Raw genomic sequence first — 20,297 nt, 5'->3', positions numbered from 1 at the left:
ATGGCCAGAAGGACCTCTCATCTCGACGACATTCCGGATCAGTTCGCCGGGATCGACGTCGACGCCATCATCTCGCGCCGGCGCGGCGAGCGCCGGCGCGAGATCTCCGAGATCCTGTCCAGGGTGAAGTTCTCCTGCGTCGAGTCGACGCGGGACGTCCGCTTCGCCGAGGCCTTCGACGAGGCGGTTGACGAGATGCTCATCCGCCCGGGGGCGCGGCCGGACGATGCGGACTTCGAGGAGCCTCGCGACGGCCGCCCCGTCTGGGCGAAGCCCGAAGGGTTCATCTTCTTCGTCACCGGGGAGAGCGGCGCCGGGAAGACCTTCATGATCCGCCGGTATCTCGAGCGATCGGAGGTGTTCCAGCCGATCGTCCTGAAGGAGGGCACGATCGACCCGGTGGTCTCCGTCCGGGCGCCGAGCCCGTGTACCCTGCAGCGGCTCGGGCTGCGGATCCTGCGCGCGATGGGCGACAACCCGAAGGTCGACCTTGCCGAGAACCGGGTCTGGGAACGGATCACGCGGCTCGCCCGCGCCCGACGGGTGAAGCTCGTCCACATCGACGAGGCGCAGCATCTCGCCCGGACGCTGAAGAGCGTCAACGAGCAGCAGGCTGTCGCGAACGCGCTGAAGGACCTCGCCGAGCAGGACGGCTGGCCGGTCAGCTTCGTCCTGTCCGGCATCCCGCTGACGAACGTCATCTCGCAGGTGGATCCGCAGATCGAGCGCCGGAGCTTCTACTTCACCATGCCGTCGCTGGTCATGGACAGGCGGGGCGACCGCCGGATCGTCGAGACGGTTCTGCAGGCGCTTGCCGTCGGCAAGGCCGGCCTCGAACTCGACGGCTCGCTCGGAGCCGACTTCGTCGACCGCATCGCGCATGCCGCGAACTACCAGGTCGGCCGCTGCGCGCAGATCGTCCGGTTCGCGATCCACGCCGGGCTCAAGCGCGACCACGGCGTCCTGGCGCGGCAGGATTTCGTGGAAGCCTACCGGCAGCATTCGCAGGCCCGCGGGCTCGACCGGTTCAACGTCTTCGATGCCGAGCACTGGCAGATGCTCGAGCCCGGAACCTTCATCATCCCCGAGGAGGACGAGTGATGGCCAACCGAAGCGCCAGGAACCGCAGGGAGCGCCGTGGCCGGACGTTCGGCATCCGGCCCGACCTGATGCCGCGGGAGACCGCCTCCAGCTATCTCTCGCGGCTGGCCTATCTCACCGGCCGGTCGGTGCCGGACATGAAGACCGAGGTCGGCCTCGACGTCCGCTCGATCGATCTCGGCGACGAGGCGGCGATCAGGCTTCTGGCGGCCAAGGCCGGAATGGGCCATGGCGCTCTCGCCAGGTGGTCGCCGCGCCGGCACGCCGGAAAGAACTGGCGGCTGCACGGCCAGGAACTGGGGACGGAGATGGTGGACCGCACCTTCTTCCGGTTCTGCCCGGCCTGCGTCGCCGCCGATCTCGATCGCGGCGGTCGCGCCGGGTCGTGGATGCGCGCCGAGTGGACCGTGGCGCCGCTGCGGACCTGCCCGGAGCACGGCCTCGTCCTCGTCGCCACGACGCCCGACCGCATCCCGTTCGCGCCATACGACTACTGCCGCACGATCGCGTTCCTCGAGGACGACGTTCACCGCCTCGCCGGCGAGGCGGTCCGGCAGGCCCCGTCGCCCCTCGAGACGTATCTGCGCGATCGCCTGTTCACCGGCACCAAGGACGCGATCTGGCCGGACGGCCTCGCCTTTCATGCTGCCGCCGATCTGGCGGAGGTCTTCGGCGCCGTCGCCTTGCACGGCAAGGCGGTCCGCCTGACGCACCTCACGCCGGCGGAGCGCATCGCCGCCGGCGCCGCCGGCCATGCCGTCCTTGCCGAAGGGCGGGCCGGGATCCGGCGCTTCCTCGAAAGCCTGATCCGGGAGACGCGGGCCGGCAAGGGCGTCTGGGGGCCGCAACTGGCGATCGGGCGCATCAACGACTTCCTCGACGCCCGCCGTGAAGACCCCGGCTACGCGCCGGCGGTGGACTACGTCCGCGAGGTCCTCATGGACGAGGTGCCGCTCGATCCGGACGACGTCGTCCTCGGCGTTCCGGTCGGCGAACGCCGCGTCTGGAACCTGCGGTCGCTCGCCCGCGAGGTCGGGACCACCGTGCCGCTCCTGAAGACGATCCTGCAGCGCAACGGCCTGATGTCGAAGAAGGCGGAGTTCCGCGCCAGCCGCTCGACGCTCGACGTCGACAGGGTCCGTGAACTGGTCGCACTGCTTGACGACGAGATCCTCACCCTGCCGGGCGTCATGCGCCGGACCGGCCTGACGCGGCGCCACATCGAGGCGATCGCCGAGGCTGGCGGCTTCGTCAGCATCACCGGCGCGGGCAAGGTCTACAACGCGCAGCACCGCTTCGGGGCCCGCAACGTCGATGAGACCATGCGCCGGTTACTCGGCGGCGAGCCCGTGGATGAAGTCCCGGCCGGCATGGTGCCGCTCGGCGAGGCCCGGCACGCCGCGATCTGCACGTTCCCCGAGGTCTTGAGACTTGTCCTCGAGGGTCGGCTGTCGCGCGTTGCGCGCCTGGTCGGCACCGAAGGTCTCGATGCCGTTCTGGTTCCGAAGGACGAGGTCGTTCGCCTGACGGTGCCGTCCGCGCCGACGCGGGGGCTGACCCGGATCGAGGTCCAGCACCGCACCCGGCTGACCCAGAGACCCGTTCAGAAGCTCTTCGAGCACCGCATCTTCGACCTCGAGGTCGTCCGGAATCCGGTGAAGCGCAGCGAGCAGGTCGTCGCGACCGAGGAGAGCGTCGAGCGGTTCATGCGCGACGTCGTCGGACTGCACCCGCTCGCGAAGCATCACGGGGTGCATTTCCGGCGGATGAAGGCGATCATGGAGGCCGCCGGAATCGAGCCGCTGCTCGACCCCGTGGAGTTCCACGGGACCTTCTATCCGCGGCAGATCGCCGAGGGGCTGAACCTCGACGACGTCGATCCGGACGATGTCGTCGTGACGCGGCGGACGCGGTCGGAGTCGATCGAGCACGGCAACCAGGTGCGCAAGGCGACGGCGCGGCCGGCGGCGGAGGTGCTGCGGGAGGTCGCGGCCGGGGCCAAGGATGGTGCCGATGAGCAGGCCGGCCGGAAGTGGACGCGGCTCGGTCGCTCGCGGCGGATCAAGGGCACGATCGGGCGGAAGAGGGTGCCGTCGAGGCGGTGGACGGCGGAGCGGCAGGTCTAGAGCCTGTTAGCGTGCGATTTTGTAACCGGTGGGAACTTGAAACGCCATCATGTGCGTCTTTCGACGTGCTTTCTGCGAATCAGCTATCTTCGATTTGGAATGGCTTGCGGCTTTTAAGTCTGTTGGAAAGAGGTGTTATGAGATGCCGATTGATCGAGGGAGATGGAGCGGATGTTACACAACAGATGATCCAATGGAATTCTCATGTGCAAGGTGCAAGCGCGGCACATTGAGGACGAGTAAAGCAGATATTAAGATTAAAGAGCCGAGATATTCAAAAGAAAATCATAACCATAAAGATTTTAGCTTAGAGAACACAATTGAAAGGTTCATTGGATTTTTGGTATGCGATAATTTGGCATGCGGAGAAGTAGTGTCTGTTTCTGGAATCGTAGAAACCGCCATAACTCCGGATTTTGATGATAATGGGCTTTACTTTGAAAGCCCTTACCCTGTTTTTTCGCCAAAAAGTATGTTCCCAGCGCCTCATATATTCGAAATCCGAGACACCTTTCCGCCCTTGGTCCGCGAAGAACTTAAATTGGCTTTTCAGTGTTTTTGGGTTGATTTGTCGATATCGGTTTCGCGACTAAGAACCAGCATTGAGAGGCTTCTTGATCATCAGGGGGTTCCAAGGATAGGATTAGACAAGAAGAAAAATCATCGACGGCTAGATCTATACGCTCGGATTAAATTATATGAAGATACTTCAGGAGATAAGGAAAGCAGCGATACAATGAATGCATTGAGAGTGGTCGGTAACTTAGGGACTCATGGTAAGAGCGTAGAACTTAACGATTACATAATTGCTGTAGAAATTTACGAAATCGCACTTCTAGAAATTTTTGAGAAAACGAGTGAAAAAATAAAAGAAATGAAGCAGCGACTGATGTCGCTTGGGGACGCAAATTAGATTCATATGATTGGTCTATAGTATCTACATCTGCAGGCACCCTGCATCGTCATCTGAGAGTAGTTTCCTCCAAATCCGGCGGCCACGCTGCAGTAGGCATTCACGTCGAACCGGGGAAGGGACTGTGCCATCGACGGTCTAGGGAGGATCGCCGCGGCGATGGCTCCTCCCATTGCCACCGTAAGGAATGCGCGCCGTTTTAACATGCCCATGGAGCACCTCCTGTCGGTCCTTTCAGACTCTACCGAGAGTAAGTGATTCGGATCATGATTGTCTGCGGAGAGGTTTCTCAGTCCTCCTTCTGAGCTAGCCCTACCCGAGTCGACCGAATTCAAATTTTTGGTGTCCGAATTCGCATCTTCAGGTGACCGGCAGAAAGCGTGCCAGAACAGGACGGCCATGGGGCGTACTGAAAGCCTTGTGTCATAAGGTGTGGAGGGTGGTGAGTGCCAAAGCGGGATCGACGGCCGATTTAAGGCTTTGGTGATCTCGACAGCTGTCAGAGACACTCCGCGTCCAGCGTCGCGCGCCTCGGTTTCGAGGCCGCGGCCGGCTGGCGAAAAGGCAAGGCCCGCGCCGCAGGGCGGCCCGGGCCTCGAAGGGGATAGCCGTCAGATCCGGCCGGCGGCGAGCTTTTCCATCGCGTCGTCGAGCGAGCGGTGGGTGTCCTTCACGCCCGTCGCATGCGGGTCGTTCCTCAAGACGTGCGTCAGCGACGACTGCCACTCCTTCAGGATGTCCTGCTTCTCGTCGTCCGACAGCTTGTCGCTCTTCAGGACCGCTTCCGGATTGTCGAACCTGCCGTGCTTAGGATGCGAGAAATCTGCGTACTTCATCGGTTCGGTGACCATGGGTGAATTGCCTCCTTCAATTGCCGCGGGCGTTCTCCGGCCATAGCGGCCGCAAGCGCACCCTCTGCCGGACGCGCGCCATCCCGTTCGAATCGGGCGTGCGGGCGGGCCGGCGTGTGGTCGGGCAACGCCTCAGGAGCGGGAAGGTTCAGCCGAAACCATTGCGGGGCGGGGCCTTGAGCGGGAACGTCCCGACAAAACCAGAGGCCGGGCGCGACGCCTTCGCCGCGGGCAGTTGGACCGGCCGCCCGCCCGCAGCCGCCGTCAGAACTCGCCCTCGTAGAACACGCCGACTTCGCCGCCGCCCTGCGAGGTGACGGCGCCCTTGGCCTTCAGGCCGCCGCCGAGCTTCAGGTCGAGCGACACCCGGCCGGTCGAGTCGACGCCGAGATAGGTGTTCTTGTTGAGGTACTTGCCGACGCCGACCGCGGTCTGCCCGTCGGCGGTCGTCTTGATGTCGATGTCGTCGACGCCGATCTTCGAGCGCAGCGTGTCGAGGATGCTGGTCGAGCCGCCGACGCCGGCGAGCGTTGCGGCCGCGTCGGCGAGCTGGGCGATCTGCAGCGGCGACAGGTCCGACGTGCCCTGGCCGAAGATCAGCCGCGCCAGCACCTCGTCCTGCGGCAGCGGCGGGCTGGACGAGAAGGTGAAGCTCGGATCGGTCGCCGGACCGGTGACGGCGACGGTGATCGTCGTGTCGCCCACCGTCGAGGTCGCGATGAGGTTGAGGGTCGGGATCAGCGCGCCGGTGAAGGACAGCCGGCCGCTGGTGAAGTCGAGCCGCTGGGCGAGGATCTGGAAGCGGCCGCGCAGGAGGTTGAAGCCGCCGACGATGTTCGGCGAGGACGAGGAACCGGTGATCCGGATCCGGCCGCCGAGCTCGATGTCGAGGCCGCGGCCGCGCACGAACACCTGGTTCGGGGCGTTGAAGGTGAGGTCGAGATTGATGCCCGAGGTGGCGGACTTGGCGCCCCCCTGGTTCGGGCTGATCTCACGCTGCTGCTTGAGGACGGCGGGCCGGGCGTGACGATGGGTGACGTCGATCCGCGCCAGCGTGGTCGGCAGGTTTTCCGGTACGATGACGTCGATCTCCTGCGCGTTGATCGCGCCGGCCAGCGTCGGGTTGGCGAGCAGCGGCCCGGTGATCGTCAGGTCGGCGCCGAGCTTCGCGGCGATCAGCTGGCCGTCGTTGTAGCGGCCGTTGACGAGCCGGATCGACAGGTTCGCCGGGAACTGGCCATTGAGCCCGACCGTGCCGCCGACCGTCAGCGTTCCGCCGGAGGAGAGCTTCGCGCTGAAGGCGGTGATCGTCGCCGTCTGGCCGTTCAGCGCGACGGTGGTGGTGATGTCGTTGAGCGCGATGTTGAAGTTGGTGTCGATGAGCTGCGCACCGGCCGTCGAGATGGTGCCGGTCACGTTCGGCTGCGACAGCGGGCCGGTCGCGCGCGCGTCGATCCGCACCGTGCCGTTGATCGAGCGACCGCCCTCGGCGAGGATGCGGTTGGCGATCGAGAGCGGCGCGGTGCCGTTCACCGCGATGTCGAGGGTCGGCGGCGTGCCGGCGAGGTTCACCGAGCCGTTGGCCGTCAGCGCGATGCCGCCGGAGCCGCTGAGCCGCGTGTTCGTCGTCACCCGCTTATTGGCGTACTGGCCGCTGGTGGTGATCGACAGCGGACCGACGCCGGCGTCGCGCGTCTGCTGGATCGAGACGCCGTTCGCGGTCACGTCGTAGGTGACGGACGGATTGCTCGGCGAGCCGGTGGCGCGCACCGTGCCGTTGATCGTGCCTTGCGGCGCGAGGCCGCCGGCCGCCGAGCCGGCGATCGAGGCCGGCAGGCCGTTGATCCTGGCGGTGATGTCGATGGCGTTCGCCCCCGCCGTGCCGGAGGCGACGATCGTGCCGCCGCCGACCGAGACGTTGGCATTGGCGAGCGTCAGTGTCTTGTTCTGGTAGCGCCCGGAGGCCTTGGCATTGATCGGCGGGGCGCCGGCGGCACGGCCCTTGGCGACGGAAACGTTGGACGCCGAGATGTCGAAGCTGGCGTTCGGGTCGGAGAGCGAGCCGGTCGCCTGCGCGGTGCCGGACAGGGTGCCCTGAGCGCCCAGCCCGTCGACGAAGCCGTTCGCGAGACCGACCGGGAGCTGGTTCAGCGCCAGCCTGACGTCCAGCGTCTCACCGACGGTGCCGGACGCCTTCAGCGAGCCCTTGCCGACGGCGGCTTCGGCGTTTGCGATCGTGGCTGTGCCGTTGGCGTAGGAGCCGGCGATGTCGAGCGAGATCGGCGGTGTTCCGGACTGGGCGATCTGCCGCGTGGTGATGCCGGTTCCGCTGAGGGTGAACTCCGCCTGCGGGTCGGACAGCGAGCCGGTGGCGTGGCCGCTGCCGGAGATCGTGCCGGAAGCGTTGAGGTTCGGCACGAAGCCGTTGGCGACGCCGACCGGCAGCTGGTCGAGATGAACGTCGACGTTCAGCGTCTGCCCGACGGTTCCGGAGGCCGAGAGCGAGCCTTTGCCGACCTGGACGTTCGCCTTCCGGATCGTCGCGGTCTGGTTCGCGTAGGACCCCGCGACGTCGAGCGAGAGTGGCGCGATGCCGGACTTTGCGATCGCCTTCGTCGTGATGCCCGAGCCGGTGAGGGTGAAGGTCGCCTGCGGATCGGAGAGCGACCCGGTCGCCTTGCCCTGGCCGGAGATCGTGCCCGTCGCGCCGAGGTTCGGCAGATAGCCGTTGACGAGGCCGACCGGCAGATCCTGCAGCTCGGCCGAGATGTCGAGCGTCTGGCCGACCGTGCCGGACGCCGACAGCGAGCCGTCGCCGACCGTGAGGTTGGCCGTCTGGATCGTCGCGGTCTGATTGGCGTAGGAGCCGGCGACGTCGAGCGACAGAGGTTGGATGCCCGACTGGGCGATCTGCTTCGTCGTGATGCCGGTGCCGGAAAGGGTGAAGGTCGCCTGCGGGTCCGACAGCGAGCCCGTGGCCTTGCCCTTGCCGGAGATCGTGCCTGTGGCGCCGAGGTTCGGCAGGTAGCCGTTGGCAAGGCCGACGGGGAGCTGGTCGAGCGCGACGGTGAGGTCGAGCGTCTGGCCGACCGTGCCCGAGGCCGACAGCGAGCCGTCGCCGACGGTGACCCTGGCGGTCTGCAGCGTCAGCGTCTTGTCGGCGAGGCGGCCATTGGCGGTGAGGTCGAGCGGCTTGACCCCGCTCTTGGCGATGGCCGTCGTGGTGATCCCCGAGCCGGTGAGGTCGAAGCTGGCGTTCGGATTGTCGAGCGTGCCCGTCGCCTTCGCCGTGCCGGAGATCGTTCCGGTGGCGCCGAGGTTCGGGATGAAGCCGTTGGCGAGGCCGACGGGGATGTTGCTCATCCTCGCCGAGACGTCGAGCGTCTTGCCGACTTGTCCCGACGCCGTCAGCGAGCCGTCGCCGACATTGACGACCGCCGTCTGCAGGTTCGCGGTGCCGTTCTGATAGGTGCCCGCCAGCCGCAGATCGACCGGCTTCGTCCCGGACTGGGCGATCTGCCGCGTGGTGATGCCGGTGCCGGAGATGTCGAAGGTGGCGTCGGGGTTGGTCAGCGAGCCGGTGGCGCTGGCCGTGCCGGACAGCGTGCCGGATGCGCTGAGATCCGGCACGAAGCCGTTGGCGAGGCCGACCGGCAGGAGGTTCGCTTTCACGTCGACGTTCAGCGTCCGGCCGATCGTGCCCGAGGCCGAGAGCGAGCCGTCGCCGACGGCTAGGTTGGCCTGGCGGAGCGTGACGGTCTGGTTCGCATAGGAGCCGGCGACGTCGAGGGTCAGCGGCTTGATGCCGGCCTTCCCGATCTTCTGCGCGGTGATCTGGCGCCCCGCGACGTCGAACGTCGCGTTGGGATCGTCGCGCGGACCGGCGACGGTCGCCTTGCCCGAGAGGGTGCCGGAGGCGTCGAGGCCGGAGACGAAGCCGTTGGCGAGCGCCACCGGCACGTCGTTGAGGCTGGCGGTGAGGTCGTAGGTGTCGCCGATCGAGCCGGAAGCGGTCAGCGAGCCCGAGCCGAGGTCGAGCCGCGCCGTCTGGAGCGTCAGCGTCTTGTTCCGGTAGCCGCCGGCGAGCCTGCCGTTGATCGGCGGCACCTTGGCGCTGCGCGACTGCGCGACGGCGAGGCTGTCGGCGGTGATGGCGAAGGTCGCGTCGGGGCTCGATGCGGGGCCTGAGATGCTGGCCGTGCCGCTGACGGTGCCGGTCGCGGCGAGGCTCGGCACGAAGGGATTGGCGACGGCGGCCGGCACCGAGGCGAGCTTCAGGGCGAGATCGAGCGTCTGTCCCGCGCTCCCCGCCAGCTGCACCGAGCCCTTGCCGACCGTCAGCGTCACGCCGGACAGCGTCGTCGTGCCGTTCTTCAGCGTGATCGTCGCCGGGCTCGGCAGGGCGATCGCAGCGTTCGGGATGTCGGCCGTGAGGCGGGAGAGGGTGATCTCCGTCGCCTGGTCCGGGAAGGTGACCGTGCCGGCGAGCGCGGTCGGGACGTTGTTGACGCCGGCGGTCACGGTGATGCCGATGCCCGGCGCGGCGTTCGCGAGCGCGATCTTCAGGTTGCGCACGGCGACGCTGGAGGCGTCGATGGCGGCGGCGGTGATCGTGCCGGTCGGCTGCGGCGTGCCGAGATAGTCGGCAACGGTGACGTCGACCTTCGCGCCGGTCAGCGAGTTGCCCGAGACGCTGATCTGGTGGCCGGTGAGGTTCACCGCGGCATTCGCCGAACCGCTTTGCGCGACGTCGAGCTTGACGGTGCCGTTGACGTCGCCGGACGCCTGCAGCCCGGCAAGGGCCGCGAGCGACTTCAGGTTCGGGATCGCGACGCTCAGCGTTCCCGCCGGCCGGAAGGCCTGCGTGAGCGTCAGATCGCCGGTGATGGCGTTCGGGCCCTGTTTGACCGCGAGATCGGTGATCCGGTGCTCGCCGTTGTCGAGCGTCGTCAGCTTCGCCGTCGCATTCAGCGGCTGGCCGTTCAGCGAGCCGGAGACGTCGAGCGAGCCGGAGGGGGAGGCGGGGTTCAGCGCGCCGCTCGCATGGATCGTCAGGCCGGCGAGCTGCTGGCCGTTTACGGCGAGGCCGTCGCCGTTGACCGTCGCATCGACATTCGGCTGCGCGAGCGGGCCGCTGGCGGTCAGCTTGAAGGTCGCGGCGCCGGTCAGCGAGGAGGTGGCGCGGCTCGCATCGGCGAGGCGGCCGGAGATGTCGGCACTCACCGTCTGGTCCGGCGCGAGCTTGGCGCTGCCCTTGATCGACAGGTTCGGCGCGCTGACGGAGAGCGTCTGCGCGGTGATCGTCCCGTCCTGCGCCCGCGCCACCTGAGCGGACGCCTTCAGGCTGTCGCCGGCGATCGGAACCAGCGCTTGCGACAGGGTCGCGGTCTGCGTCGCGGCGTTCAAGGCGAGGTCGAAGGTCGAGAAGTTCAGCGCGGCGGTGCCGTTGGCGCTCGCCGTCGCGGTGTCCGTCTTCACCTGGCTGGAGTTGATGGTCAGGCCGTTGCCGGTCAGCGCGCCGTCGAGCGCGATCGTCACCGGCCCCGTCAGGACGTTGGCGACGACACCCTGCGGCGCCGAGGCCGAGGCAGCCTTGGCCGAGACCGTGAACGGCCCCTGCAGCGACGAGACGTCGAAGCCGCCGCTCTTTACGGTGGCATCGAGATTGCTGGCGGCATAGGCGCCGAACTGGGCGCTCGGGACGGATGCGGTCAGGTTCAGGTTCGCGTTGGCGAGCGCGCCCTTGAGCGTCGCCTGGAGGCTCGTCAGCGAGACGGAGCCGCCGTTCGGCGCCGCGTCGAAGTCGTACTGGATGGGAGAGCCGTCGCGGGAGGTGAGCTTGACCGAGACGTCGTTGCCGCTGCCATTGGGATCCACCGTCCCCTGCGCGCTGAGCGACAGGACGTCGGAGGTGAGCATGCCCTGCTCGATCTTGTAGGTGCCGTCATTGCCGACCAGCACCTGGGCATCGAGATTGGTGCCGCCGGCGAGGTATTGCCGGTACTGTTCGGGCACGAAGCGCGCCGCCTGAACGCTGAGCGAGGCCGCGACCTGGCGGCCCTGGTCGACCTGGTTGACCCGCGCCGTCAGGCTGGCCGCCTGCTCGCCGCCGACGGTCAGCGCGCCGTTCGCCATGAAGTTCGACAGCGGGCCGGAGCCGTTGACGGTGAGGTTCACCGCCGGCGTTCCCGGCAGCTTCAGCAGGGCCGCGATCAGCCCGCCCTGCGGCTCGTCAACGTTGACGTCCACCTTCAGCTGGTTCTGCGCCGGTGCGAAGGCGAGATTCAGCGCCACCTGGCCCGGCTGGTCCAGCCGGTCGATATTGGCGTTCACCGAGAGGTTGGTCGGCCCGGTGGAGAGATTGAGGCTGGCATTGACCTTCAGCCGCGCGGCAACGCCCGCGACCGCCTGCCGGATCACCGCCTCGTCGATCGCGAAGTTGCCGACATGGGCGGTGAACCCGCCGCCGCTGCTCGAGCTCTTGGACGTCGTCTGGGCGATCGGCATGCGCTCGAAGGTCACCTGGCCGACGGTCAGGCTGTCGATCGACAGGTTCGAGCGCACCAGCTGGAAGGGCGACCAGGACATCGACAGGTTGCTCGCGGTCAGGAAGGTACCCTGCACGTCCGTGACCGTCACCTTGTCGATATGCGTGTTGCCGGTGATCAGCCCCGACAGGCCCTGGATGTGGACCTTGTAGTTGTCGGTCGACAGGATCTTCTCGACCTGCCCGGCCAGGAACTGCTGCGCCTCGGCCGGCTTCGTCGGCAAAAGCCCCGCCAGAAAGACGAGGCTAAGGAGCGCGACGAGGGTCGAGAGGGAGAAGGTCCGTCGCATCAAAAGGCTTGTCCGATTCCGGCGTAGATCTGATAGCCCGCATCGCGCGGACCCGGGTCGAGCGGGATCGCGACATCGAGGCGGATGGGGCCGAAGCTCGTCAGGTACCGCGCGCCGACGCCGGCACCGAGCTTGAAGTTGGAAAAGTCCGGCACGAGCTTGGTCGAGGCCGTACCCGCGTCGAGGAAGGGCACGATCTGGATGTTGTCGGTGATGCCGATCCGGGCCTCGACCGAAGCCTCGAACAGCGACAGGCCGCCCGTCGGCGTGTTTTCGAAGTCGGAATTGTAGCCGGAGCCGGGCGGCACGTTGTCGGGATAATAGGGGCCGATCGACTGGTACTCGTAGCCGCGCACCGAGCCGCCGCCGCCGGCATAGAAGCGCCGGTCGTTCGGAATGTCGTTGAGGTTGGCGCCGAAGATCGTGCCGTAGGCGAGCCGGCCGGCGAGGACGAAGCGGCCGGAATCGGTCAGCGAGAGGTAGCTGCGCCCGTCGAGCCGCGTCTTGACGAAGGGCGTTCCCGTGTTGAAGCCGTAGGTCGGCTCCGCCAGTGCCTGGAAGTAGAAGCCGCTGGTTGGGTTCAACTCCTTGTCGCGACTGTCATAGGTGTAGGTGACCGGCAGCGAGCCCAGCACGTAGTCGCGCTTGCCGAGATAGTCGGTGATCTCCTCGTACTCGCCGCGCAGCGTCGCATCGACCTTCTGCTGCGTATCGATCTGGTATTCGACGCCGCTGGTCGCGGCGTAATATTGGCGGTCGTAGGCGAGCGGCTGTTGCCGACCGACTTCCAGCGAGCCGATATAGACGGAGTCGGGGCCGAGCACTCCCGGCTTCTTGAACACCAGAGAGCCGGAATAGTCCGGCCCGTCGATCGGCCGCGGCGTAGTGGCGAGGCTCGACGCGCCGATGCGCGAGATCGAGGCGTCGAGGCGGATCGATTCCGCCCGGCCGAACAGGTTGCGGTAGCCGACATAGCCGGTCGCGCCGGCGCCTTCGGTGTTGGAGTAGGTCGCGCCGACGCCGTAGAAGCCGAACTTGCGCTCGGCGACCTGGATCTGGACCGGCAGCGTGCCGTCGGGGGCCTGGGCCTTGGCCTCCTGGACGCCGACGGAGGAGAATACGCCGAGCTTCAGCAGTCGCTGGCGGGCCTTGTCGAGTTCCTCCGGCGAGAACACCTCGCCGGCCTTCACCCCTGCCATGTAGGCGACGAAGCCGGGGTCGACGTCCTTCGTGCCGTCGACATAGGTCTGACCGAACGGCACCGGGTCGCCGGGTGCGATATCGGCCGTGTAGTCGAGCCGGTCGGTCCGGGCGTCGGCAACGATGTCGCGGTTGGTGACGGCGACGAAGGGGCGGCCTTCGTTGCGAAGGTCCTGGAACATCTTGCCTTCGGCCTTCAGCACCGCCGCCGAGCCGGCATCGCCGCCGGGCTTCAGCCCGTACGTGTCCGGATGCACCGGCACGCCGCGCGCCGAGACCGCGACGCGGCCGAGCGTGTATTTCGGGCCCGGCGTGATGCGGATCGACACCGGCACCGGCCGGGCCGAGAAGGTCGCGTCGGGCGGCAGGTCGGCAATGTTCTGGCCCTGGATGAAGATCTCGACCAGCCCGTCATAGCGGGCGTTCTCGAACAGCGCCGCGACGAGCCGCTTGCGGTCGTTCTTCGCCTTCGACAGGAGGCCCAGCGAGCCGGACACCGGCTTGTCCTTGTCGGCGACGAGAGTGGAGGCCGACTTCAGCGCCTTGGCGAGGCCCGCGTCGTCCGGCGCCGGCAGGACGGTGACGCTGACGGTGTAGTTCAACGGGTCGATGACGTCGGCGGTCTCGTCGTCCGCCTCGAAGAACTTCATCCCGAACAGTTCGAACGCCGCCGCAGGAACGGCCGGCGCGAGCGCAGAGGCCACCGCGGCGACGAGGACGAGCTTGACGACTGGTCGGGCTCTTAACGGCAAACGCTTCACTTCCCATGGCCGTGCGAACACGCGGGAGGCGGAATGCGCATCGTCTCGGCAGACGGTGCGGCGGGCGATCATCGCGCCCCGTTGGTCCCCCCTCGCAGGTCGGCCGTAGCATGCCGCTAAAAAGCTGAATGACAACTGTACGAGCCATGGATTCCGTGAGCGAATGCCGGCAAGCCGTCACAAAGATTGAACATTGTGCCGATGGGGACACAGGCTTGCGGCCTCGCTGGGACATCCCGTCGCAGGCGGGCAGTGTGACCGTCGGGCTCGTCCGAAGGTCCAATATCCGCGCGGCTGGAAGCTTTCCAATATGCCGGTGGCGGCGACGGCCGGGCGTGTTCAGCCCTCGGCGGATCTGGAAGAATTCTGAAAAGCGCTTGAAGGCCGCCGCGCGGGCGGGCAATCTCGCGCCGGCAACGAGCGTGGGCGGCGACAGGCCCGCGATGGACATTTCGGATCCCGCAGCCAGCGACGGGATCGACAACGGTGACAGTCCGGGAGGATTCGATGAGCGAAGTGACGATCAAGGTGAACGGCCGCGAGATGAAGGGCGAGGTCGAGGACCGCACCCTGCTCGTGCAGTTCCTGCGCGACAATCTCGGCCTGACCGGCACCCATGTCGGCTGCGACACCTCGCAGTGCGGCGCCTGCGTCGTGCATGTCGACGGCAAGGCGGTGAAGTCCTGCACCATGCTCGCCGTCCAGGCCTCGGGGTCCGAGGTCACGACGATCGAGGGTCTCGCGAAGGGGAACGAACTGCATCCGGTGCAGGCGGCCTTCCGCGAGCATCACGGCCTGCAGTGCGGCTACTGCACGCCCGGCATGATCATGACCGCGGTCGACATGATCAACCGGCACGGCTCCTCGCTCGACGAGACCATGGTCCGCGAGCAGCTCGACGGCAACATCTGCCGCTGCACGGGCTACCACAACATCGTCAAGGCGATCCTCGCGGCGGCCGGCGCATCGGCTCCTCTCGGGGTCGCGGCCGAATAGGCCGGTTCCACCGTCACCGAAGCGCTGCCGCAGCCGCGCGGGGAGCAGCAAGACGCGGCAGCCCGATCCGAAAACTGGGAGGTTTCGACTATGGGTGTTGAAGGCATCGGCGCAAAGGTCCTGCGCAAGGAAGATCGACGGTTCATCACCGGCCGCGGCCGCTACGTCGACGACATGAGCGTGCCCGGCATGAAGTATGCGGCCTTCGTCCGCTCGCCGCATGCGCATGCGAAGATCACGAGCATCGACGCCAGCACCGCGGAGGGCATGCCCGGCGTCATCGCGGTCCTGAACGGCAGAGAGCTGCAGGGCGACGGCATCGGCAACCTGATCTGCGGCTGGGCGGTCTCCTCCAAGGACGGCACGCCGATGAAGATGGGCGCCTATCCCGCGCTCGCCTCCGACATCGTGCGCTATGTCGGCCAGCCGCTGGCGGTCGTCGTCGCCGAGACCAAGGCGCAGGCGCGAGACGCGGCCGAGGCCGTGATGGTCGAATACGAGGAGCTGCCGGCCGTCATCCATGCGGTGGACGCGCTCAAGGAGGGCGCGCCGCAGCTGCACCCGGAAGCGCCCGGCAATCTCGTCTTCGACTGGGAGATCGGCGATCGGCAGGCGGTGGACGAGGCCTTCGCCAAGGCCGCCCACGTCACCAAGATCCACATCCACAACAACCGGCTCGTGCCGAACCCGATGGAGCCGCGCGCCGCCCTCGGCCATTACGACCCGGCCGAAGACCACTACACCTGCTGGACGACGTCGCAGAACCCGCATGTCGCCCGGCTGGTGATGAGCGCCTTCTACAACGTCGCGCCGGAGCACAAGCTCCGGGTCATCGCACCCGACGTCGGCGGCGGCTTCGGCTCGAAGATCTACATCTATCCCGAAGAGATCGTCTGTCTCTGGGCATCGAAGCGCGCCGGCGTCCCGGTCAAGTGGACGAGCGACCGCACCGAGGCCTTCCTCACCGACGCGCACGGCCGCGACCATGAGAGCGACGTCGAGCTGGCGCTCGACGCCGACAACAAGATACTTGCCCTGAAGGTCGACACGATCGCCAATCTCGGCGCCTACATGTCGCTCTTCTCGTCCTCGGTGCCGACCTATCTCTACGCGACGCTGCTGTCCGGCCAGTACGACATTCCGGCGATCCACGCGAACGTGCGGACGGTCTACACCAACACCGTGCCGGTCGACGCCTATCGCGGCGCCGGTCGTCCCGAGGCGACCTACGTCCTGGAGCGCACGATGGAGACGGCGGCGCGCGAGCTCGGCATCTCGCCGGCCGAATTCCGCCGCAAGAACTTCATCCGCTCCTTCCCGCACCAGACGCCGGTCATCATGTGCTACGACGCCGGCGACTTCGAGGCCTCGCTGAACGCCGGCATGCAGGCGGCGGACGTCGCCGGCTTCGAGGCGCGCCGCACCGAGGCCAAGGCCCGCGGCAAGCTGCGCGGCCTCGGCATGAGCTGCTACATCGAAGCCTGCGGCATCGCGCCGTCGAAGGCGGTCGGTTCGCTCGGCGCCGGCGTCGGCCTCTGGGAATCCGCCGAAGTGCGGGTCAATCCGGTCGGCACGATCGAGATCCTCACCGGCTCGCACAGCCACGGCCAGGGCCACGAGACGACCTTCGCGCAGCTAGTCGCGGAGCGCTTCGGCCTGCCGGTCGACAACGTCCAGGTCATCCATGGCGACACCGACAAGGTGCAGTTCGGCATGGGCACCTACGGCTCGCGCTCCGGGGCCGTCGGCATGTCGGCGATCTCCCGGGCGCTCGACAAGGTGGAGGCCAAGGCGAAGAAGATCGCCGCACACCTGCTGGAGGCCGACGAAGGCGACATCGTCATCGAGAACGGCGAGGTGAAGGTCGCCGGCACCGACAAGAAGCTCGGCTGGCACGAGGTCTGCCTCGGCGCCTATACCGGCCACAACCTGCCGGACGGCATGGAGCCGGGACTGAAGGAGGGGGCGTTCTACGACCCGACCAACTTCACCTTCCCGGCCGGCTGCTACATCTGCGAAGTCGAGGTCGACCCCGACACCGGCAAGACCGAGATCGTCCAGTTCGTCGCCGCCGACGACTTCGGCCGGGTGATCAACCCGATGATCGTCGAGGGCCAGGTGCATGGCGGGCTGGCGCAGGGCATCGGCCAGGCGATCCTCGAGGGCACCTATTACGACGAGACCGGCCAGCTGGTGACGGCGTCCTACATGGACTACGCCATGCCGCGCGCCTGGGACCTGCCGATGTTCAAGGTCTCGACCACCGAGACCGTGTGCCCCGGCAACCCGCTCGGCATGAAGGGCTGCGGCGAGGCCGGCGCGATCGGCTCGCCGCCGGCCGTGATGAACGCCATCACCGACGCGATCGGCAACAACGACCTGACCATGCCGGCGACCCCGGAAAAGGTCTGGAAGGCGATCCACGCCGTCGCCTGAGGCGCCAGTTCGCACGGCGCTCCGGCCTTACGGCCGGGGCGTCGCCGGCCGTCCGGCCGGCGCAAGACCATGATATCACCCCGCGCGGTTCGGGATCGCTGGCATCAGCCGATCCGGCGCATGAGGAGGCAAGACGAGATGTACCAGACGACCTACCACCGTCCGACCTCGGTCGACGAGGCGGCGCAACTGATGGGCGGCACCGACGGCGAGGGCAAGTTTCTCTCCGGCGGCATGACGCTGATTCCGACGATGAAGCAGCGGCTGGCCGCGCCGACCGACCTGATCGACCTGCGCCACGTCGAGGCCCTGAAGGGCATTTCCGTGAACGGGCGCCAGGTGACCATCGGCGCCGGCACGACCCATGCCGAGGTCGCCCAGAGCGACGCGATCAAGGCGGTGTGCCCGGGGATCACCGAACTCGCCGGCCTGATCGGCGATCCGGCCGTGCGCCACATGGGCACGATCGGCGGCTCGATCGCCAACAACGATCCTGCGGCCGACTATCCCGCGGCGTTGCGCGCGCTCGGCGCGACGATCCACACCAACAAGCGCGAGATTCCCGCCGACGACTTCTTCACCGGCCTCTTCGAGACCGCGCTGGAGGAGGGCGAGATCGTCACCGCAGTGTCCTTCGAGGCGCCGGATTCCAGCGCCTACGAGAAGTTCCGCAACCCGGCCTCGCGCTACGCCATGTGCGGCGTCTATGTCGCCCGTTCGGCAAACGGCGTGAAGATTGCCGTGACCGGCGCAGGGTCGGACGGCGTATTCCGCTGGGAGGCGGCCGAGCAGGCGCTGTCGCAGAACTTCGACCCGTCGGCGGTCGACGGCCTGTCGGTCGACGAAGGCATGATGCTCTCCGACCTCCACGGCTCGTCGGCCTACCGTGCGAACCTCGTGAAGGTCGTCACCAAGCGGGCGGCGAAGAAGGCCGCCGGGCACTGACGCGTCCGGCCTCCTAAGCAAACGAAAACGGCCGGGGCGATCCCGGCCGGTTTCGCCTCTGGCGCTCCCGTGCGACCGGAGCAGCCGGTGAGCCGCCGCGTCAGTAGCGGCAGTAGTGGGCGCGGTGATCGTTGCCGATGAAGGTGTCCGTGCGCGGATTGTAGGTGCGGTAGTGCCGCGCACAGGCGGCGATATGCTCGGCGCTGGCGGAGCGATAGACGCGCACTGCGCGCCGCGCCGGATAGACCCGGTAGAGCGGAACCGGTCGCTCGTAGTAGTAGCCCGGTTCCTCATAGTAGGTCGGACCCGAAGCCAGAGCGCCGCCGACGATGGCGCCAAGCGCCAGTCCGCCTATGCCGGCTGCAATTGCCGCGCCGTTGTCGTGATGGTGCCAGCCACCGCCGTAAGAGCGATTGTGCCAGCCGCCGCCATGATACCAGGGGCCGCCACCGCCCCAGCCGCCGTGATGCCAGCCGCCGCCGTGATGCCAGTAGGTCTGCGCCGAGGCCGAGGCGGTGCTCGCGCCGAAGGCGCCCAGCACGACGGCCGTCGCGAGGGCGCAGGAAGTCAGAAGCTTTCGCATTGGATCGAACTCCAAGAAGGTGCGTCCCTTCTCTTCCTGTCGCCTCGCCTCGTGTCGATTTGGAGGCGGCAGTACCGCGGACGCGATCAAGCTCTCAAACGCGTTCTTCCGCCCGCCGGTTGCACCGTCCGATCAGGAAAGTCCGTTCAGAGCGAGAGACTTACGGAGATTGAGCGATCCCGGACGTCTCAGGCGATCCGTGCGGCCCAGGCTGGGCCCGAAGGCCGCGACGATCCGCCTCAGAAGTGAGGAGCGACCGGCTCTGGCGCGAACAATCCGGGAACGTTATCTCCGCCGCATGGCGAAGCTCTCTCTGCGCGACAAGCTCGCGATCCTGTCGGATGCGGCAAAGTACGATGCATCCTGCGCGTCTTCCGGCGCCGCGGGGCGCGACTCCTCCAAGTCCAGGGGCATCGGCTCCACGGAGGGCTCCGGCATCTGCCATGCCTATGCGCCGGACGGGCGGTGCATCTCGCTGCTCAAGATCCTGATGACGAACTTCTGCGTCTACGACTGCGCCTATTGCGTCAACCGGTCGTCGTCGAACGTTCCGCGCGCCCGCTTCAGCGTCGATGAAGTCGTCGCGCTGACGATGAACTTCTACCGGCGCAACTACATCGAAGGCCTTTTCCTCTCCTCCGGCATCATCCGGAACTCGGACTATACGATGGAGGAGATGGTGCGGATCGCGCGCAAGCTGCGGCTGGAGGAAAACTTCGCCGGCTATATCCATCTGAAGACGATTCCGGACGCCTCGCCGGCGCTGATCGAGGAGGCGGGGCTCTTTGCCGACCGCCTGTCCGTGAATATCGAGCTGCCGACGGACCTGTCGCTGGAGGCGTTCGCGCCGGAGAAGAAGCCGCGCGACATCCGCCGATCGATGGGGCATCTGCGCGCCAAGATCGAGGAGCATCAGGGCGAGAGGCGCGAGCGGGCGAAGCCGAAGCGCTTCGCGCCCGGCGGTCAGTCGACGCAGATGATCGTCGGCGCCGACGGCACGGACGACGACGCCATCCTCGGCCGGTCCGAAAACCTCTACGGGAACTATCGGCTGAAGCGGGTCTACTATTCCGCCTTCTCGCCGATCCCCGACGCCTCGGCCAAACTGCCGCTCTCGAAGCCGCCGCTGATGCGCGAGCACCGGCTCTACCAGGCGGACTGGCTGATGCGCTTCTATGGCTTCGACCGTCAGGAGATCGTGTCGGGCGGGGAGGGCGGCATGCTGGATCTCGCCATCGATCCGAAGCTCGCCTGGGCGCTGAAGCACCGCGAACGCTTCCCCGTCGACGTCAACCGCGCCGACCGCGAGATGCTCCTGCGCGTGCCCGGCCTCGGCACGCGGGCGGTGAAGCGCATCCTGTCGACCCGGATCCACAAGCGCCTGCGGCTGGAGGACGTCGCGCGGCTCTGCCAGTCGATCGACAAGGTGCGGCCGTTCATCACTGCCGAGGGCTGGTCGCCGGGCGCGGCGACCGATGCGGCAGGCCTGCGCCAGGCGCTGTTGCCGAAGGCGCGGCAGCCGGCGCAGCTGGAGCTGTTCTGAGAGAT

At 67.2% G+C, this 20,297-nt stretch carries 11 protein-coding genes; 7 read left to right on the top strand and 4 right to left on the bottom strand.

The features are described 5' to 3' along the window. The 3 genes from AB5S17_RS06685 (at position 1) to AB5S17_RS06675 (ending at position 4,140) form a co-directional block, all read left to right on the top strand. A complete protein-coding gene (locus AB5S17_RS06685) occupies positions 1–1,101 on the top strand; it encodes an ATP-binding protein (protein ID WP_369237485.1) in 1,101 nt (366 codons plus the stop codon). Then, complete coding sequence (locus AB5S17_RS06680) at positions 1,101–3,227, top strand: TniQ family protein (RefSeq protein WP_369237483.1); 2,127 nt, start codon at positions 1,101–1,103, stop codon at positions 3,225–3,227. The genes AB5S17_RS06685 and AB5S17_RS06680 overlap by 1 nt, the downstream gene beginning before the upstream one ends. Positions 3,228–3,456: 229 nt before the next feature. Then, positions 3,457–4,140, top strand: a complete 684-nt coding sequence (locus AB5S17_RS06675; RefSeq protein ID WP_369237481.1) for a DUF4145 domain-containing protein — start codon at positions 3,457–3,459, stop codon at positions 4,138–4,140. 611 nt (positions 4,141–4,751) lie between these two features. On the opposite strand, the gene AB5S17_RS06670 is transcribed toward AB5S17_RS06675, so the two are convergent. From AB5S17_RS06670 to AB5S17_RS06660, 3 genes are all read right to left on the bottom strand, one after another. Further along, the gene (locus tag AB5S17_RS06670; protein WP_369237479.1) at positions 4,752–4,991 is read right to left on the bottom strand and encodes a hypothetical protein; all 240 of its coding nucleotides are present in this window, start codon (positions 4,989–4,991) and stop codon (positions 4,752–4,754) included. Positions 4,992–5,255: 264 nt separating this feature from the next. Then, positions 5,256–11,828 (bottom strand): translocation/assembly module TamB domain-containing protein, encoded by a 6,573-nt coding sequence (locus tag AB5S17_RS06665; protein ID WP_369237477.1) that lies wholly within the window; start codon positions 11,826–11,828, stop codon positions 5,256–5,258. Then, a complete protein-coding gene (locus AB5S17_RS06660) occupies positions 11,828–13,780 on the bottom strand; it encodes an autotransporter assembly complex family protein (RefSeq protein WP_369237475.1) in 1,953 nt (650 codons plus the stop codon). Before AB5S17_RS06660 ends, AB5S17_RS06665 begins: the two co-directional genes overlap by 1 nt. Positions 13,781–14,296: 516 nt before the next feature. Between AB5S17_RS06660 and AB5S17_RS06655 the strand changes: the two genes are divergently transcribed. The 3 genes from AB5S17_RS06655 to AB5S17_RS06645 all read left to right on the top strand — a co-directional run bounded on the left by AB5S17_RS06655 (position 14,297) and on the right by AB5S17_RS06645 (position 18,166). After that, on the top strand, positions 14,297–14,785 hold the full coding sequence (locus tag AB5S17_RS06655) for a (2Fe-2S)-binding protein (RefSeq protein WP_369237473.1): 489 nt from the start codon (positions 14,297–14,299) through the stop codon (positions 14,783–14,785). 90 nt (positions 14,786–14,875) lie between these two features. Beyond that, positions 14,876–17,221, top strand: a complete 2,346-nt coding sequence (locus tag AB5S17_RS06650; RefSeq protein WP_369237471.1) for a xanthine dehydrogenase family protein molybdopterin-binding subunit — start codon at positions 14,876–14,878, stop codon at positions 17,219–17,221. Between the two features lie 138 nt (positions 17,222–17,359). After that, positions 17,360–18,166, top strand: coding sequence for a xanthine dehydrogenase family protein subunit M (locus tag AB5S17_RS06645; protein WP_369237469.1), 807 nt, complete (start codon positions 17,360–17,362; stop codon positions 18,164–18,166). A 100-nt stretch (positions 18,167–18,266) separates the two neighbouring features. Here the strand turns inward: AB5S17_RS06645 and AB5S17_RS06640 are convergent, their stop codons facing one another. Beyond that, positions 18,267–18,749: a BA14K family protein gene (locus AB5S17_RS06640; RefSeq protein ID WP_369237467.1), complete on the bottom strand. Its 483-nt coding sequence runs from the start codon at positions 18,747–18,749 to the stop codon at positions 18,267–18,269. A gap of 298 nt (positions 18,750–19,047) precedes the next feature. On the opposite strand from AB5S17_RS06640, the gene AB5S17_RS06635 reads away from it, so the two are divergent. After that, positions 19,048–20,292 (top strand): putative DNA modification/repair radical SAM protein, encoded by a 1,245-nt coding sequence (locus AB5S17_RS06635; RefSeq protein WP_369237465.1) that lies wholly within the window; start codon positions 19,048–19,050, stop codon positions 20,290–20,292. Positions 20,293–20,297 lie beyond the last annotated feature (5 nt).

Origin of the sequence: Jiella sp. M17.18, assembly GCF_041027365.1 — a bacterium.
Lineage (GTDB): Bacteria > Pseudomonadota > Alphaproteobacteria > Rhizobiales > Rhizobiaceae > VKMB-3413.
This window is presented reverse-complemented; position numbering and strand designations above follow the sequence as displayed.